This window comes from Streptomyces sp. NPDC006551, assembly GCF_040611675.1.
In the GTDB taxonomy this organism is placed as follows: domain Bacteria; phylum Actinomycetota; class Actinomycetes; order Streptomycetales; family Streptomycetaceae; genus Streptomyces.
Genome location: NZ_JBEXOT010000043.1, coordinates 1 through 16,990 on the forward strand (window position 1 = coordinate 1; position 16,990 = coordinate 16,990).

14 protein-coding genes are annotated in these 16,990 nt (G+C 73.3%); 9 read left to right on the forward strand and 5 right to left on the reverse strand.

What is annotated here, in order from left to right; translation table 11 throughout:
* Positions 1 to 193: 193 nt before the first annotated feature.
* Genes ABZY12_RS28245 through ABZY12_RS28260 form a run of 4 tightly spaced genes read right to left on the reverse strand, consistent with a single transcriptional unit; the run spans position 194 to position 3,187 of the window.
* Positions 194 to 1,150: an SPFH domain-containing protein gene (locus tag ABZY12_RS28245; RefSeq protein ID WP_356895151.1), complete on the reverse strand. Its 957-nt coding sequence runs from the start codon at positions 1,148 to 1,150 to the stop codon at positions 194 to 196.
* A 60-nt stretch (positions 1,151 to 1,210) separates the two neighbouring features.
* A complete protein-coding gene (locus tag ABZY12_RS28250) occupies positions 1,211 to 2,110 on the reverse strand; it encodes an aminoglycoside phosphotransferase family protein (RefSeq protein ID WP_356895153.1) in 900 nt (299 codons plus the stop codon).
* A gap of 46 nt (positions 2,111 to 2,156) precedes the next feature.
* Positions 2,157 to 2,573, reverse strand: coding sequence for a ferritin-like domain-containing protein (locus ABZY12_RS28255; protein WP_356895155.1), 417 nt, complete (start codon positions 2,571 to 2,573; stop codon positions 2,157 to 2,159).
* Positions 2,570 to 3,187, reverse strand: coding sequence for a hypothetical protein (locus ABZY12_RS28260; RefSeq protein WP_356895157.1), 618 nt, complete (start codon positions 3,185 to 3,187; stop codon positions 2,570 to 2,572). The genes ABZY12_RS28255 and ABZY12_RS28260 overlap by 4 nt, the downstream gene beginning before the upstream one ends.
* Positions 3,188 to 3,349: 162 nt before the next feature.
* Between ABZY12_RS28260 and rimP the strand changes: the two genes are divergently transcribed.
* The 9 genes from rimP to ABZY12_RS28305 all read left to right on the forward strand — a co-directional run bounded on the left by rimP (position 3,350) and on the right by ABZY12_RS28305 (position 15,635).
* Positions 3,350 to 3,847, forward strand: a complete 498-nt coding sequence (gene rimP, locus ABZY12_RS28265; protein ID WP_356895159.1) for a ribosome maturation factor RimP — start codon at positions 3,350 to 3,352, stop codon at positions 3,845 to 3,847.
* A gap of 2 nt (positions 3,848 to 3,849) precedes the next feature.
* Positions 3,850 to 4,854, forward strand: coding sequence for a transcription termination factor NusA (gene nusA, locus ABZY12_RS28270; protein ID WP_356895161.1), 1,005 nt, complete (start codon positions 3,850 to 3,852; stop codon positions 4,852 to 4,854).
* A gap of 143 nt (positions 4,855 to 4,997) precedes the next feature.
* A complete protein-coding gene (locus tag ABZY12_RS28275; RefSeq protein WP_356895163.1) occupies positions 4,998 to 5,276 on the forward strand; it encodes a YlxR family protein in 279 nt (92 codons plus the stop codon).
* 147 nt (positions 5,277 to 5,423) lie between these two features.
* Positions 5,424 to 8,519 (forward strand): translation initiation factor IF-2, encoded by a 3,096-nt coding sequence (gene infB, locus ABZY12_RS28280; RefSeq protein WP_356895165.1) that lies wholly within the window; start codon positions 5,424 to 5,426, stop codon positions 8,517 to 8,519.
* A 147-nt stretch (positions 8,520 to 8,666) separates the two neighbouring features.
* Entirely contained in the window at positions 8,667 to 8,960 is a 294-nt protein-coding gene (locus tag ABZY12_RS28285) for a DUF503 domain-containing protein (RefSeq protein ID WP_356895167.1), read from the forward strand.
* A gap of 29 nt (positions 8,961 to 8,989) precedes the next feature.
* Positions 8,990 to 9,433 carry a 30S ribosome-binding factor RbfA gene (gene rbfA / locus ABZY12_RS28290; RefSeq protein WP_356895169.1) on the forward strand — a complete coding sequence of 148 codons (444 nt, stop codon included), beginning with the start codon at positions 8,990 to 8,992 and terminating at the stop codon, positions 9,431 to 9,433.
* A complete protein-coding gene (truB, locus tag ABZY12_RS28295) occupies positions 9,430 to 10,332 on the forward strand; it encodes a tRNA pseudouridine(55) synthase TruB (RefSeq protein ID WP_356895171.1) in 903 nt (300 codons plus the stop codon). Before rbfA ends, truB begins: the two co-directional genes overlap by 4 nt.
* Positions 10,333 to 10,534: 202 nt before the next feature.
* A complete protein-coding gene (locus ABZY12_RS28300; protein WP_356895173.1) occupies positions 10,535 to 14,641 on the forward strand; it encodes a trypsin-like peptidase domain-containing protein in 4,107 nt (1,368 codons plus the stop codon).
* A 31-nt stretch (positions 14,642 to 14,672) separates the two neighbouring features.
* A complete protein-coding gene (locus ABZY12_RS28305; protein ID WP_356895175.1) occupies positions 14,673 to 15,635 on the forward strand; it encodes a bifunctional riboflavin kinase/FAD synthetase in 963 nt (320 codons plus the stop codon).
* 60 nt (positions 15,636 to 15,695) lie between these two features.
* Here the strand turns inward: ABZY12_RS28305 and ABZY12_RS28310 are convergent, their stop codons facing one another.
* On the reverse strand, positions 15,696 to 16,913 hold the full coding sequence (locus ABZY12_RS28310; protein WP_356895177.1) for a cytochrome P450: 1,218 nt from the start codon (positions 16,911 to 16,913) through the stop codon (positions 15,696 to 15,698).
* Positions 16,914 to 16,990 lie beyond the last annotated feature (77 nt).

Genomic DNA, 16,990 nt, shown 5'->3' on the forward strand with positions numbered 1-16,990 from the left:
TCCGCCCCGGCGGAACAGGTGCCCACAACGGACGGCGGAACGGGTGGGCACAACGGACGGCGCCCTTGCCGGGCCCAGGCTCCCCGTGCCTGCGGTGCCCACGGGGTCGGCGCCGTCGTCGGGTTGTGCCCACCCCTTCCGCCTGGCTCCCCCGGACGAAGTCTGGGGGAGGAACACAACGATTGCGCTGCCGTCAGGGGCCGCCCCGGGGGTCCGGGTCCGGGTCGACCGGGGGGCCGGTCAGGGTGTCGTCCAGGGGCTCCGGCAGCGGGGCACCCGGCTCGCCCGGCAGTCCCGGCAGCGGGTCCTCGAACCTCTCGGTCGGCGCCGTCGGTGTCCTCGGCGCCTCCGGACGCAGCCCGTGCCCGTGCACCCCAGGCCCCGGCTGGTTCTGCGCCGCGCGCTCCAGGAACCGCAGCAGCTCCACCGGGAACGGCAGCACCAGCGTCGAGTTCTTCTCCGCCGCCACCGCCACCACCGTCTGCAACAGCCGCAGCTGCAGCGCCGCCGGCTGGTCCGACATCACGCCCGCCGCCTCCGCCAGCTTCTTCGACGCCTGCAGCTCCGCGTCCGCGTTGATCACCCGCGCCCGCCGCTCACGGTCCGCCTCCGCCTGGCGGGCCATCGACCGCTTCATCGTCTCCGGCAGCGACACGTCCTTGATCTCCACCCGGTCGATCTGCACCCCCCACCCGATCGCGGGCGAGTCCAGCATCAGCTCGAGACCCTGGTTGAGCTTCTCCCGGTTCGACAGCAGATCGTCGAGATCGCTCTTGCCGATGATCGACCGCAGTGACGTCTGCGCCATCTGCGACACCGCGAAGCGGTAGTCCTCCACCCGCACCAACGCCTCGGCCGCGTCGACCACCTTGAAGTACACGACCGCGTCCACCCGCACCGTCACGTTGTCCCGGGTGATGCCCTCCTGGGCCGGCACCGGCATCGTCACGATCTGGAGGTTCACCTTGTGCAGCCGGTCGATGACCGGAACGATCATCGTGAACCCGGGCCCCCGCACCTGGGGGAGGAGACGTCCGAAGCGGAAGACGACACCCCGTTCGTACTGCTTCACCACACGCGCGGCGGCCCCGGCGTAGGCCGCCACGGCCATTCCGACACCTGCCGCCGCCGTCAACAGCTCCTCGACCATCACGGCCCCCTCAAGGTCCGAGCCGAGCGTCACAGAAAGCGTTACAAAAAGGGTATTCCCCTACAGCCAGCCGGCGAACTCGAGCAACAGCTCCGCGTCCTGACGCCGTCCCGCCGCCAGCGCGCGCGTGCCCGACTCCACCGCCCGGAACAGGGACCAGCCGCGCAGCCGCTCCCGGTCCACCTCCAGGGAGTCCGCCAGCTTGTTGACCCGCCGGCGCGCCGACGAGGCCCCCGCCGAGGACGCCACCAGATCCTCGACCCGGTCCCGGACCAGCCGCGCCAGGTCGTAGGCACGCTCGCCGACCAGCGGATCGGGCCCCACCGCCAGCCACGGCGCCCGGTCACCGGCCAGGACCTTGCCCTGGCGGAAGCAGCCGTGCAGCAGCAGCGTCTCGGGGGAGTCCGCGACCAGCTCCTCGCGCATGGCGAGCGCCGCCGCCGTCAGCTCGCCGGCCACCTCGTCGCCCCGGTGGGCCGCCATGGCCGTGGCCTGCCGGGCGGTCCGCTCGGCGACCGACTCGAAGCCGTGCCCCGTGGGCGGCTCGACCCACAGCCGCCGTACCGTTCCGGCCGCCTCCAGAAGCGCCTTCGCCTCCGGCAGGGAGCGCAGCGAGACCTCGGTGTGCAGCCGCTCCAGGAGCAGCGCACCACCCTTCGCCTCCCCGAGCAGCCGCACCGCCCCCCAGCCGTCCCAATGCGCCAGCGCGTCCCGCTCCAGCGCGGGGCGAGTGAAGCCGGGGGCGATCTTCAACGCCGCCGGAGAGCCGTCCGGCTGCCGTACGAGCACCACCAGGCTGCTCCGTCCGCCCGGTGCCACCACCCGTTCGACGTCCAGGGACGCCTGGTCCAGCGTGGCCTCCGCGAGTTCGGGAAGCCTGCCGAGCCACTCCTCCGCGACCGCGTCCCCGTACGTCTCGCCGAGCGCCCGCACCAGTCGCTGCGGCGGTTCGAAACCCATGCGTGCGTCGTTCCTTCCGCGGTTCGGAGCCTGGTCGGGGCCCGGCTCACACCCGCTCGGCGAGCCCAGGAAAGGTTACGTCGCCGCCGCGCCAGCGGACGGCCCGCACCGCTGCGTCGCGCAACGCGGCCGCCGCGTCCCGCCGCAGCGGACCCCGCGCCGCCCGTACGAGGTCGGCGTAGACGCCCGCCACCCGGTCCTCCAGCAGGGCGGCGAGGCGTACGGCCGCCGCGGTGTCCGGCACGGCGAACGGAAGCTCGTAACCGGCCGCCGAGGCGGCCGGCTCGCCACCCAGGTCCCGTACCGTCCGGCGCAGCGCGTCCCGCCGGGCGCGGTGGCCGTCGTACGCCGCCATGGCCTCCGCGCGCCGCTCCGCGCCGATCCGGCCGCCGACGACCCCGTACCCGTACACCGCCGCGTGTTCGGCGGCCAGGGCGGCCTGTGCCGCGTCGAGGGCGCTCATGCCCGGCCTCCCTCGGTCAGCAGATACGCGTGCGCCGCACCGGCCGCCGCCACCGAGGCCAGCAGCCGGGCGTACTCGGGCGGCGCGTCGAGGAGCGCGTCCGTGTGCGCGTCGGCGGCCTTCCGGACGGCGGCGGTCAGCTCCCGCAGCGCGGCGGCCGGATCGGCCGGTACGACGGGGCCCCTGGCGGTCGCCGACGGCCGCACACCGGGGGAGCCGCTCGGTCCCGTGGCGGCGGGGGAGTCCGGGACGCCCGGTGTCCGGCGGCCGGTGAGCGGGGAGGCACCGCCGTCCGCCGTGGCCGAGCCGGACGGGTCGTCGGTCACGCCCTCCCCGAGCGCCTTGGCGTGCGCCGCCACCGACGCCCGCAGCGGGGTCAGCCGCGCCGCCAGCGACGGGTGCGCGGCGAGCACCGCGTCGTAACGTTCCAGCAGGGCCTCGCTCGTCGCCACCGACCGGCGGCGCAGCGCCGCCTCGGCACGCGCCGCCCGTTCGGCCGCGGACGGCTGCCGAGGGCGTCCGGGGCCGCCGTCCCCGTCGGAGGTGCAGCCGGCCAGCGTCACCGCGCCCGCCGCCAGGAGCGCGCGCCTGCCCAACGTCCCCGTGCGCCCCACGTTCGCTCCCTCGTGCCTCGGTCGAAGATCTCGAAGATCACCGCAGGCGAGCGTACCCGCGGCCCGGGCCCCGTGGACGGCAACACCCCTCTGGACCGGATACCCTTTGGTCTGACACGCGACGAAACCCACAACAGCACACGCGGCCGAGGAGTCACCCGGATGAGCACCACCCAGAGCGACAGGCTGCGCGGCCTCCTGGAGCCGCTCGTCCACGCGAAGGACCTGGATCTCGAAGAGATCGAAGTGTCCCGGGCCGGCCGCCGCGGACTGCTGAGGGTCATCGTCGACTCGGACGAGGGCGTCGAACTCGACGCCTGCGCCGAGCTGAGCCGCGCCATCTCCGAGAAGCTCGACGAGACGGACGCCATGGGCGAGGGCGAGTACGTCCTCGAGGTCAGCTCGCCCGGCGCCGACCGTCCGCTCACCCAGCACCGGCACTATGTGCGTGCCACGGGGCGCCTGGTCAAGCTGCAGCTGCACGAGGGCGACGACGTGATCGCCCGGATCCTGACCGTGGACGACGACGGCCTCGACCTCGAGGTGCCGGGCGTGAAGGGGCGCAAGCCCACCGCCCGCCGGGTCGAGTTCGCCGACATCGCCAAGGCGCGTGTCGAGATCGAGTTCAACCGCAAGGACAAGAAGGAAGAGGAGGCGTAGCCGTGGACATCGACGTGAAGCTCCTGAAGGGCTTGGCACAAGAGAAGGAGATCTCCTTCGACCTGTTGGTCGAGGCGATCGAGTCGGCCCTCCTCATCGCCTACCACCGCACCCCCTCCGCCCGTCGCCACGCGCGCGTGGAGCTGAACCGGCAGACCGGTCATGTGACGGTGTGGGCGAAGGAAGACCCCTCCGAGCTGGAGGAGGGCCAGGAGCCCAAGGACTTCGACGACACTCCGTCGGACTTCGGACGGATCGCCGCGAGCACCGCCCGCCAGGTCATCCAGCAGCGGCTGCGGGACGCCGAGAACGACGTCACCTTCGGCGAGTACGCCCGCCGCGAGGGCGACATCGTCGCCGGTCAGGTGCAGCAGGGCAAGGACCCGAAGAACGTCCTCGTCAAGCTGGACGACAAGTTGGAAGCCATCCTTCCGGTGCAGGAGCAGGTGCCCGGCGAGGACTACACGCACGGTCTGCGGCTGCGTACGTACGTCGTCCGGGTGGCCAAGGGCGTCCGCGGTCCGTCCGTCACCCTGTCGCGCACCCACCCCAATCTGGTGAAGAAGCTCTTCGCCCTGGAGGTCCCCGAGATCGCGGACGGTTCCGTCGAGATCTCGGCGATCGCACGTGAGGCCGGTCACCGCACCAAGATCGCCGTACGGTCCACCCGTTCGGGCCTGAACGCCAAGGGCGCCTGCATCGGCCCGATGGGCAGCCGGGTGCGCAATGTCATGGCGGAGCTGCTCGGCGAGAAGATCGACATCGTCGACTGGTCCGACGACCCGGCCGAGATGGTGGCCAACGCGCTGTCGCCGGCGCGGGTCTCCAAGGTCGAGATCGTCGACCTGGCCGCCCGTTCGGCCCGGGTGACCGTGCCGGACTACCAGCTCTCCCTCGCCATCGGCAAGGAAGGGCAGAACGCACGGCTCGCCGCCCGTCTCACCGGCTGGCGCATCGACATCCGTCCCGACACGGAGCACCCGTCGGACCAGGACCAGGGCGCCTGAGGGCTCCCCGGAGCGGTCCCCTCGGAGCGCTCGAAGGAATGGATCGCGCCGTGGTGACGTTCTGCCATGGCGAGATTACGACAAACGACCGTTCGATTTCTGCCCCGCACGGGTGAGGTCGCTACGGGGAGGTAGACTTAAGCGTGTCTGGCCGGACGCATGCCCGCGTATGCCCTGAGCGAACCTGTGTGGGATGCCGGGAGCGAGCGGCCAAGAGCGATCTGCTGCGCATCGTGGCGGTCGAGGGCGCGTGCGTCCCCGATCCTCGCGGTACGCTGCCCGGCCGGGGTGCGTATCTGCACCCCGCCTCGGTCTGTCTCGACCTGGCGGTCCGCCGCCGGGCGTTTCCGAGGGCCTTCAAGGCCCAGGGACCGCTCGACACCGCGGAAATCCGCTGTCACGTCGAGCAGGCGACACCGTAAGAAGAAGTACGGCACGGAACACCGTGCGGTCAGGTACCTCGCGAGTTGGAAGTAGGTCGAGATTGCGATGAGCACTCGATGAGTACGCGATGAGTACGCCCATGAAGTAGCGACGGTCCGGCGGTAACCGGACCTAAAAGGAGCGAAGTGGCTAAGGTCCGGGTATACGAACTCGCCAAGGAGTTCGGCGTGGAGAGCAAGGTCGTCATGGCCAAGCTCCAAGAACTCGGTGAATTCGTCCGTTCGGCGTCCTCGACTATCGAGGCGCCGGTCGTGCGCAAGTTGACTGATGCACTGCAGGGGCCCGGCGGCAACGCCGGCAAGTCCGCTGCCAAGCCGGGCGCGCCTCGCAAGGCCGCCCCCTCGAAGCCCTCGGCGCCGTCTCCGGCCGCCGCGGCACGTCCCGCTGCCCCCAAGCCCGGCGCACCGGCCCCCAAGCCGGCCCCCGCCGCGCCCGCGGCGCCGGCCCCGGTCACGCCAGCCGCGCCCACCAGCAGCACCCCCTCCCCGGCTCCGGCCGCCTCGGGCCCCCGCCCGGGCCCGAAGCCCGCGCCCAAGCCGGTCACCCCGGCTCCGGCCGCCCCCGAGTTCACCGCGCCCCCGTCGGCTCCGGCCGCCGGTCAGCGTTCCGGTGGCACCCCGGGTCCGCGTCCCGCCGGCGAGCGTCCCGCCCGTCCGGGTCAGGGCGCGCCGCGTCCGCAGGGCCAGGGTGCCCCGCGTCCCCAGGGCCAGGGCGCTCCGCGTCCCGGCGCTCGTCCGGCCGGTCCCCGTCCGGGCAACAACCCCTTCACCTCGGGTGGCTCCACCGGAATGGCGCGCCCGCAGGCGCCCCGTCCCGGCGGCGGTGCCCCCCGTCCCGGCGGCCCCGGTGCCGTTCCGGGGGCCCCGCGTCCGCAGGGCGGCCCCGGCGGCGCCCCGCGCCCGCAGGGTCAGGGCGGCGCGCGTCCCACCCCCGGTGGCATGCCTCGCCCGCAGGCGCCCCGTCCGGGCGGCGCGCCCGGCGGTAACCGTCCCAACCCGGGCATGATGCCGCAGCGTCCCGCTGCCGGCCCGCGTCCCGGTGGTGGCCCCGGCGGCCGTGGCCCCGGTGGCCCCGGTGGTCGTCCGGCAGGCGGCGGCGGTCGTCCCGGCGGCGGCGGCTTCGCCGGCCGTCCGGCCGGTCCCGGCGGTGGCGGCGGCGGCTTCGCCGGTCGTCCCGGTGGCCCCGGTGGCGGCGGCGGCGGTCGTCCGGGTGGTCCCGGCGGCGGTGGCGGCGGCTTCGGCGGTCGTCCCGGTGGCTTCGGTGGCCGTCCCGGCGGTCCGGGTGGCCGTGGTGGCACGCAGGGCGCCTTCGGTCGCCCCGGCGGCCCCGCGCGTCGCGGTCGCAAGTCGAAGCGGCAGAGGCGCCAGGAGTACGAGGCCATGCAGGCCCCGTCGGTCGGCGGCGTGATGCTGCCTCGCGGCAACGGCGAGACCATTCGCCTGTCGCGCGGTGCGTCCCTCACCGACTTCGCCGAGAAGATCAACGCCAACCCGGCGTCGCTCGTCGCGGTGATGATGAACCTCGGCGAGATGGTCACGGCCACGCAGTCCGTCTCCGACGAGACGCTGCAGCTCCTCGGTGACGAGATGAACTACACCGTTCAGATCGTCTCCCCCGAGGAGGAGGACCGCGAGCTGCTCGAGTCCTTCGACATCGAGTTCGGCGAGGACGAGGGCGGCGAAGAGGCTCTGGTCTCCCGTCCGCCGGTCGTCACCGTCATGGGTCACGTCGACCACGGAAAGACCCGACTGCTCGACGCCATCCGCAAGACGAACGTCGTCGCGGGCGAGGCCGGCGGCATCACCCAGCACATCGGTGCCTACCAGGTGGGTACCGAGGTCAACGGTGAAGAGCGCCGGATCACCTTCATCGACACCCCGGGTCACGAGGCGTTCACCGCCATGCGTGCCCGTGGTGCGAAGTCGACCGACATCGCGATCCTCGTGGTCGCGGCCAACGACGGTGTGATGCCCCAGACGATCGAGGCGCTCAACCACGCCAAGGCCGCCGGCGTCCCGATCGTCGTCGCGGTCAACAAGATCGACGTCGAGGGTGCGGACCCGACCAAGGTCCGTGGTCAGCTGACCGAGTTCGGTCTGGTGGCCGAGGAGTACGGCGGCGACACGATGTTCGTCGACATCTCCGCCAAGCAGGGTCTGCACATCGACTCCCTGCTGGAGGCCGTGGTCCTCACCGCTGACGCCTCGCTCGACCTGCGGGCCAACCCGAACCAGGACGCGCAGGGTATTGCGATCGAGTCCCACCTGGACAAGGGCCGCGGTGCCGTCTCGACCGTCCTGGTCCAGCGCGGAACGCTGCGCATCGGCGACACGATGGTCGTCGGCGACGCGTACGGCCGTGTCCGGGCGATGCTCGACGACAAGGGCAACAACGTCGAGGAGGCGACCCCGTCGACTCCCGTCCTCGTGCTCGGTCTCACCAACGTCCCGGGTGCCGGCGACAACTTCCTGGTGGTCGACGAGGACCGTACGGCCCGTCAGATCGCCGAGAAGCGCGCTGCGCGTGAGCGCAACGCCGCCTTCGCCAAGCGCGTCCGCCGGGTGTCCCTCGAGGACCTCGACAAGGTGCTCAAGGCCGGTCTGGTCCAGGAACTCAACCTCATCATCAAGGGCGACGCGTCCGGTGCGGTCGAGGCTCTCGAGTCCTCGCTGCTCCAGCTCGACGTCGGTGAAGAGGTCGACATCCGTGTCCTGCACCGCGGTGTGGGTGCGGTCACCGAGTCCGACATCGACCTGGCCATGGGCTCCGACGCCATCGTCATCGGCTACAACGTCCGCGCGGCCGGCCGTGCCGCGCAGATGGCGGAGCGCGAGGGTGTCGACGTCCGGTACTACTCGGTGATCTACCAGGCCATCGAGGAGATCGAGGCGGCGCTCAAGGGCCTCCTCAAGCCGGAGTACGAAGAGGTCGAGCTCGGTACGGCGGAGATCCGCGAGGTCTTCCGCTCGTCCAAGCTGGGCAACATCGCCGGTGTCCTCATCCGCTCGGGCGAGGTCAAGCGCAACACCAAGGCGCGCCTCATCCGCGACGGCAAGGTCATCGCGGAGAACCTCAACATCGAGGGTCTGCGCCGCTTCAAGGACGACGTCACCGAGATCCGCGAAGGCTTCGAGGGCGGTATCAACCTCGGAAACTTCAACGACATCAAGATCGACGACGTCATCGCGACGTACGAGATGCGCGAGAAGCCGCGCGTCTGATCGCGTCCGATCGTCGCAGTGAGTCGGGGCCGGTCGGCGGAAGTTATTCCGTCGATCGGCCCCGGCCGTTGCGTGTACGGTTCTGGTGTCCCTGCCAAGTCCTTGGCGGGGCCACTGACCCCGAACCGGCGGGACATCCGGACATACATGTATGTGGGGACTCTGTCCTTCGATCTGCTCCTCGGCGACGTCCATTCGCTGAAGGAAAAACGCTCCGTCGTCCGGCCCATCGTCGCCGAGCTCCAGCGCAAGTTCTCCGTGAGCGCGGCCGAGGTGGGCGACCAGAACCTCCATCGCAGAGCCCGGCTAGGGGTGGCGCTGGTGTCCGGGGACGCGGGGTTCGTGTCGGACGTGCTCGACCGCTGTGAACGGCTGGTCGCCGCGCGGCCCGAAGTGGAGCTGCTGTCGGTGCGACGCAGGCTCCACACTGATGAAGACTGAACGAGCAAGGCAAAGAAGGAGAAGGACCAGTGGCCGACAACGCGCGGGCGAAGAAGCTGGCGGACCTCATCCGGGAGGTGGTCGCCGAGAAGCTGCAGCGCGGCATCAAGGACCCGCGCCTGGGTACGCACGTGACCATCACGGACACCCGCGTCACCGGTGACCTGCGGGAGGCCACGGTCTTCTACACGGTCTACGGCGACGACGAGGAGCGGGCCAGCGCGGCCGCCGGACTGGAGAGCGCCAAGGGCATCCTGCGCTCCGCCGTCGGCGCCGCGGCCGGGACGAAGTTCACCCCGACGCTGACCTTCGTCGCCGACGCCCTCCCCGAGACCGCCAAGACGATCGAGGACCTCCTCGACAAGGCGCGGGCCTCGGACGCGCAGGTGCGACAGGCGTCCTCGGGCGCCACGTACGCCGGCGAGCCCGACCCGTACCGCAAGCCCGGTGACGAGGACGACTCCGCCGAATGAGCCAGCAGCACACCAGGACGCCCGACGGGCTTGTCATCGTCGACAAGCCGTCGGGCTTCACTTCGCACGACGTCGTGGCCAAGATGCGCGGCATCGCCAGGACCCGCCGGGTCGGCCACGCGGGAACGCTCGACCCCATGGCGACGGGCGTCCTCGTCCTCGGCGTGGAGCGGGCGACCAAACTGCTCGGCCACCTCGCGCTGACCGAGAAGGAGTACCTCGGCACCATCCGCCTCGGGCAGACGTCGATCACCGACGACGCCGAGGGGGAGATCACGGCCTCCGTGGACGCCTCCCAGGTGACCCGCGAGGCCATCGACGCGGGGGTGGCGAAGCTGACCGGCGCCATCATGCAGGTGCCGTCGAAGGTCTCCGCCATCAAGATCGACGGAAAGCGGTCCTACGCGCGCGTGCGCGGCGGCGAGGAGTTCGAGATCCCGGCCCGTCCGGTCACGGTCTCGTCCTTCCAGGTGTACGACGTGCGGGACGCGGTCGCCGAAGACGGGACGCCCGTCGTCGACCTCGTCGTCTCCGTGGTCTGCTCCTCCGGTACGTACATCCGGGCGCTCGCCCGCGACCTCGGCGCCGGGCTCGGCGTGGGCGGTCATCTGACCGCGCTGCGCCGGACCCGGGTCGGTCCGTACAAGCTGGACTCGGCCAAGACGCTGGACCAGCTCCAGGAGGAGCTGTCGGTGATGCCGGTCGCCGACGCGGCCGCGGCGGCGTTCCCCCGATGGGACGTCGACGAGAGGCGGGCCCGGCTGCTCCTGAACGGCGTACGCCTGGAGATGCCGTCCTACCCGGAAGGACCGGTCGCCGTCTTCGGGCCGGAAGGCCGGCTGCTCGCCCTGGTGGAGGAGCAGAAGGGCAAGGCCAAGAGCCTCGCCGTCTTCGGCTGACCCCCTCCGGCCGGTTCTCCGCGTGGGAGCGGACACGCGCGCGTGCCCGCTCCCACGATCCCCCTCCGGAGACTTTCTATCCATCCCGCTCCCTCCCTTCACCCGTTCAGGCAGGCGCTCGGAGTGAAACGGGGGAGCGCTTGGGGGCGCGTTCGTCCCGTGTGGTTCTCGGGGTGATCACCGCCGACCTAACGTCGACACCATGGGACGCGGGGACCTGGCGACGCTGGTACGGATCTGTGATCCGGCGGGCCGTCCGCGCGGGACAGGATTCGTCGCCGACGACCGGGGGACCGTCGTCACCAGCCACGAGGCCGTCGACGGACTCGTCCGGCTCGTCCTGCGGGCCCCCGGCGACCGCACCTGCCTCGCGGAGACCGACGCCATCACCGCCCTGCCCCAGTCCGGGCTCGCACTCGTGCGCACCGACGGACTCGGGGTCCCCCCGCTGCCGATCGCGGCACGCCGGGAGATCGAAGCGGGTGCGTATGTACGGATCGCCGCCCACGGCTGGCGCGAGGCGCGGATCCTCGCCGCCGCGTCCGTCACGTACACCGCACTCGACCGCTTCCACGTCTTCGACAACGCCCTGGAGCTGGCCATCGGCACCGAGGGCGCCGAGGCGCTGCGCCTCGGCGGACAGGCGGCGGGCGGCCCCGTCCTCGACCCCGCCACCGGAGCAGTGCTCGCCGTCCTCGGCACCGCCCTGCACGGTGAGCGCCGCGCCGCCGGATACGCGCTGCCGCTCGCGCCGACGGGGCCGCTGGCCGCGCTGCTGCGACGCAACGCCGCCACCGTCCCCTGCTACGGCCACGACCTCAACCTCGCCGGCGTCCTGGAGCTCACCGCCACCTCCACCGGCTCGGCAGGCGCGCCCGGCGTCCGGTCCGACCCGGTGGAACGGGCGGATCTCGTCCGGGAGTTCGCCTCCTTCGCCGCCGGTGACGCCCTCGTCCTCGCGCTCGTCGGTCTCCCCGGCACCGGACGCACCACGGCCCTCGCCACCCACTGCGCCCGCCGCGCCCGGGGCACCGAACCGGCCCCCACCGTCTGGCTGCGCGGCGCCGACCTGCACGCCGACGACGCCTCCGTCGCCGACGCCGTCGGTCGCGCCCTGCGCCAGGCCGGCCGGATCGTCGCCACGACCGGCGCCCGCGGCGACGCCACGACCGCCACCCCGGAACGGGCCGCGGCCCTGGCCCGCGAGGCCGGCCGCCCGCTCCTGGTGATCCTCGACGGCCCGGAGGAGATGCCCCCGGCCCTCGCCCACCGCCTGGCCGAATGGACCACCGGCACCGAGCACTGGCTCCGCGCCCACGGTGTCCGCCTGATGCTCGGCTGCCGCCCGGAACACTGGGAACAGGCGGGCGCGCTCTACTCGCCGGGGGCGTCGCACCGCCCGGCCTCACCCGTGGTGATCGGGGACCTGACCCAGGAGGAGGCACGGGCGGCACGGGAGCGGTACGGGCTGGAGGAGAGGGACCTGGCCGCCGCCGACGCCCGGCACCCGCTGGCGCTGCGGCTGCTCGCCGAGGTGCGGGAGGCGCTGCCCGGAGCGGTGCCGGGGCGGCCCGGACGGGAGGAGATCTTCTCGGCCCACCTGGATCTGATGTGTCTGCGGATCGCCGTACGGATCGCCGCCGGATCCCGCCCCCTCGTCCGGGGCACCGCCGTGCGCCGCCTCGCGGCACGGGTCGGCGGACAGGTCCACGAGGCTGCCCGCCGGTGCCTGGGCCCGGGCCAGGGCGAGCTGGACCGGGAGTCCTTCGAGGAGCTGTTCCCGTGGCGGACCGGCTGGGCCTCCGCCGTCCTGACCGAGGGGCTCCTCGTCCCGGCGGGATCCGGCTACCGCTTCGGGCACGAGGAGCTCGCGGACTGGATCCAGGGCGCGCACCTCGATGTCGACGGCGCCCTGCACGCGCTGGTCCACCGCTGGCACGAGGGCGCCCCTGTCCGGCTCCCGTCCCGGCGCGCCGCTTCCCGCGCCCTGTCCACGCCCCACGGCCCGCCGCCCGGCGCGCACGGGTCCGCCGAGGTGGCGCCGCGCCCGCTCCCCGTACCACGCCACCGCATCGGCCCGGTGCTCCAGGCCCTGCTTCTCCTGGACCGCGACCAGGGCCCCGCCGCGCTCGCGCCGCGCCTGGAGGGGCTGGTCGACGGGCTCGCCCGGCTCTCCGACGCCGGCCTGGACGCCACGGACGGCGCCTGGTGGGGCAGCCGCCTCCTCGCCGACTGTCTCCTCGGCGTCCCGGACCCGAGGCCGTACCTGCCCGTCCTGCGTCACCTCGCCGACCGCATCGGCGCGACCCCGCCCGGGACGCCGGCCGCCACCGTCCCCCGCCGATCGCGCCCGCGGCCCGCCGGGCACGACCTTGGCCTTGAGGCGGCCGCCGCCCCCGACCGGCCCATCCGGGCCGGAGGCGGAGCCGGGCGCGCCGACGGGCCTCGGGCCCTTGCCGGCTCCCGGGCCACGGACGGTTCACCGGGCGGCGATGGATCCCGGACCGCCGGCGGGTTCCGGACCGGTGGCGAGACCTGGGCCGCTGCCGGCCCCCTCGGCACCGACGGTTCCAGCACCGGTGTCGTGGCCCGGGCCCCTGACGGGCTCCGGGCCACCGACGGGCCTCGCACCCCTGACGGCCCCAGGGCTACCGATGGGTCCCGCGCCCCTGACGGACCCAGGGCTACCAACGGGCCTCGCACCTCTGACGGACCCAGGGCCACCGACGGGTCGCGCGCCCCTGACGGGCTCCGGGCCATTGATGAGCCCCGCGCCACCGATGGGCCGCGCCCCCCTGACGGGCCCCGGACCCCAGCCGGCTCCCTTGCCCCGGACAGCCTCCTCGTCGGCGGGCTACTAGACCGTACGGGTGCCGGGGGTGTCCCGGGCGGTGGTCCCTCCACGGCGGACGGGGCTTCGTCCGCCGCGCCGGGTGTCTTCGGGCTCTTCGGGCCGTCGTTCTGGGACGCCCTGCGCATCGGCGAGGACGAGCGGATGGATCTGTGGCGACGGCTCGTGACCGCCGACGGGCCGCCCGGCGAGGCAGGCAGGCCGCGCTACCTCGACTCCGTCGCCGCACGGCTGGCCGCCGAGCCCCGCAGCGTACAGCCGTCGCTGTGCCGGTGGTTCGGCGACGTGCGGCCGCTGCCCGCCGCTCCGTACGCGACCGTCGGCACCGCCGCCCAGGCGCTGCTCCACACGCACCGGAACCTGGCCGTCGACGACCTGTGCGAGGCGCTCGCCGCCACCGCCCACCCCCTCGCCGACGGGCTGCTGGCCGCGCTCGCCGAGGAGGAGCCGTCCGCTGTGTGCCGGGCCGTCGACCGGTGGGCGCACGACGACGGCCGCCCGGAACGCCGCGCGGCGGCGGCGGCCTACGGGACTGTGGTCGCCGAGCACGTCCGGACCGGCGCCGACCGCGAGCTTCTGCGCTACGCCGCTCTCGCCCTGCTCGCCCGGCCCGGCGACCCGGAGCTGCACGGCCCCGCCCTCGGCCTGCTGGTCCGCGACCCCCACACCCGCACCCGCCACCTGCCGCGCGCGCTCGCGGAGCCCCGGGTGCCCGCGCGCGCCTTGGCCGTCGCGCTCGCCACCCACCCCGAGCCCGTGCTCGCCGCGTTCCGGAGCCGCCTGGACGGACCCGGCGACGCGGCCGCCGACGTGCTGCGCGCCCTCGCCGAGATCACCGCCCCCGCCCTCGCCCGCCGCGCCGCCGACCTCGTCCGCGAGTACGTCGACCGCCACCCCGAGGGCGCACCGCACGCCGCCGCCTACGTGGACCGCCGTCTCGAACACGGCCCGGCCGCCAGGGCCGTCCTCTTCCCCCTCGTCACCGGCCTCCTCCGCGTCCACCCCGCCGCCGTCCGCAGCGCCTTCGCGCCCGTCCTCGCGGCCCCCGGCACCGGCGCCTCCCGCCTCCTGCGGACCGAGCTCCTCGACGTACTCCTCACGTACGAGACGTACGAACCGGACGCGTCGCGCGACCCGGCCGTCCTCGACGCGCTGCTGCGCGCCGCCGCCCTCGGCTGCGACCGGCGCAGCGAGGTCCGTACCCGTGATCTCGTCCACCGCACCGGTCTGCTCCTCGTGCGCACCCCCGAGGGCGCGAACCGCTTCGACCGTCGGCTCGTCGAGCTCGCCCGCGAAATCCCCGCCTTCGCCGCGCAACTGGCCGGCTGGCTGTCCGGGGACCCCCCTGAATGGGCCGCCCTCGTCGGCCCGAGCACCCGCCGTACCGTCGAGAGACTCGGCAGTTCCATGCCGATGCGAACCGGCGGCCGGGAGCATGGCAGTCTTAGACCTGCGTAATCGGCGAACAGGCGGACGAGGAGCGGTCACAGTGCAACGCTGGCGTGGCTTGGAGGACATCCCCCAGGACTGGGGGCGCAGCGTCGTCACCATCGGCTCCTACGACGGCGTGCACCGCGGGCACCAGCTGATCATCGGGCGGGCGGTGGAGCGGGCGCGCGAGCTCGGCGTCCCCTCGGTCGTCGTCACCTTCGACCCGCACCCCTCCGAGGTCGTGCGGCCCGGCAGTCACCCGCCGCTGCTCGCCCCGCACCACCGGCGCGCCGAGCTGATGGCGGAGCTGGGGGTGGACGCGGTGCTCATCCTGCCGTTCACGGCCGAGTTCTCGAAGCTCTCCCCGGCGGACTTCATCGTGAAGGTCCTCGTGGACAAGCTGCACGCGACCGCCGTCATCGAGGGCCCGAACTTCCGCTTCGGCCACCGGGCCGCCGGTGACGTCGCCTTCCTGGCCGAACTGGGCGCCACCTACGACTACGAGGTCGAGGTGGTCGACCTCTATGTGAGCGGCACGGCGGGCGGCGGCGAGCCGTTCTCCTCCACGCTCACCCGCCGCCTGGTCGCCGAGGGAGACATGGAGGGCGCCGCGGAGATCCTCGGCCGCCCGCACCGTGTCGAGGGCATCGTCGTGCGCGGTGCCCAGCGCGGCCGGGAGCTCGGCTTCCCCACCGCCAACGTCGAGACGCTGCCGCACACCGCGATCCCCGCCGACGGCGTGTACGCCGGCTGGCTGACGGCCGCCGGGGAGCGCATGCCGGCCGCGATCTCCGTCGGCACCAATCCGCAGTTCGACGGCACGGAGCGGACGGTCGAGGCGTATGCCATCGACCGCGAGGGCCTCGACCTGTACGGCCTGCACGTGGCCGTGGACTTCCTCGCGTACGTCCGCGGCATGCTCAAGTTCGCCACCCTCGACGACCTGCTGGAAGCGATGGCCGGGGACGTGAAGCGGTGCCGCGAGCTGACCGAGGCGTACGACCAGGGGCACCGCGCCTGAGCGCGATGCCCCTGTCCGGGAGGAGGCCCGGCCGGCTCCGGTCCGGCCCGGCTCGCGGCGTCACCAGGTGACGATCAGCTCCTTCGGGCCGCGAATCAGGCCCTTGGACTGGAAGACCGTCTCCTCCGGCGCCCCCGCGAGACGCAGCTCCGGGTAGCGCCTCAGCAGCGTGGAGAGCATCACCTCGGACTCCATCCGGGTGAGCATCGCCCCCATGCAGTGGTGCGGCCCGTGCCCGAAGGAGACATGCCCGGTGCCCGCCCGGTCGAAGTCGACGTCGTGCGGGTTCTTGAAGACCAGCGGATCCCGGTTGGCGGCGAGGTAGGACGCGTACACCGCCTCACCCGCTCGGATCAGCACCCCGCCGACCTCCACGTCCTCGGTGGCGATGCGCGGCAGCCCGACGCCGTTGCGGTGCGGGATCCAGCGCAGCAGTTCGTCCACCGCCTGCGGCAGCAGCTCCGGCTCGGCCCGCAGACGGGCCATCAGGTCCGGACGGGTGAGCAGCAGGTAGACCATGTTGGCGCTGTTGTTCCGGACCGCGTGCGCGCCGCTGATCAGGATCGCCATGGCCAGCGAGACGGCCTCGTCGGTGCTGATCCGGCCCTCCTCCAGCGACTCCGCGAGCACGCCGGCCAGATCCTCGCGCGGCTCCGCGCGCCGCTGGTCGAGCAGCCGGCTGATGTAGCCGTGGATCTGCGCCTTGGCCGCCCTGCTGCTCTCCGGACCCGGCCCCGAGGACAGGATCAGGTCCGGCCAGGACGCCAGCTCCGCGCGGTCCTCGTCGGGGATGCCGAGGAGATCGCAGACCACGGCCATCGGCAGGGGGCCGTGCAGATGCTTCATCAGATCGGCGGGACGGCCCGACTCCTCCATCGCGTCGAGCAGCCGGTCCGTGGTCGCCTGCGCCAACGGGCGCAGCCGTTTGGTGCTCTGGCCGGTGAACGCCTTGGTCACGGCCTTGCGCAGCTGGGTGTGGTACGGCGGATCGGCGTAGTTCAGCGCCGCTTTCGAGGCCACCATGTGGCCGGTCATCCCGGTCACCATGCGGTCGAGCAGAGCCGTCCGGCTGAACCGCGGATCGGACGTCACCGCGCGGACGTCGTCGTACCGCGTGACCAGCCACGCCTCGTTCTCGGCGGCGAAGGGCAGCCGGATGCGGGCCACCGGCTCCTTGTCGAGCAGTTCGGTCAGCAGGGGGTCGAAATCCAGGGCGGGCAGGTCGTCGACCGCCCAGGTGCGTGCCGGCCGTGACGCGGCCGTCGGTTCGGAGGTCATGGGGAGGCTGTTCCCGGGCGGGGGATGCCGCGACACGGTGGGCGGCCACAGCCCCCTGAACGGAGCACGGCCGGGAC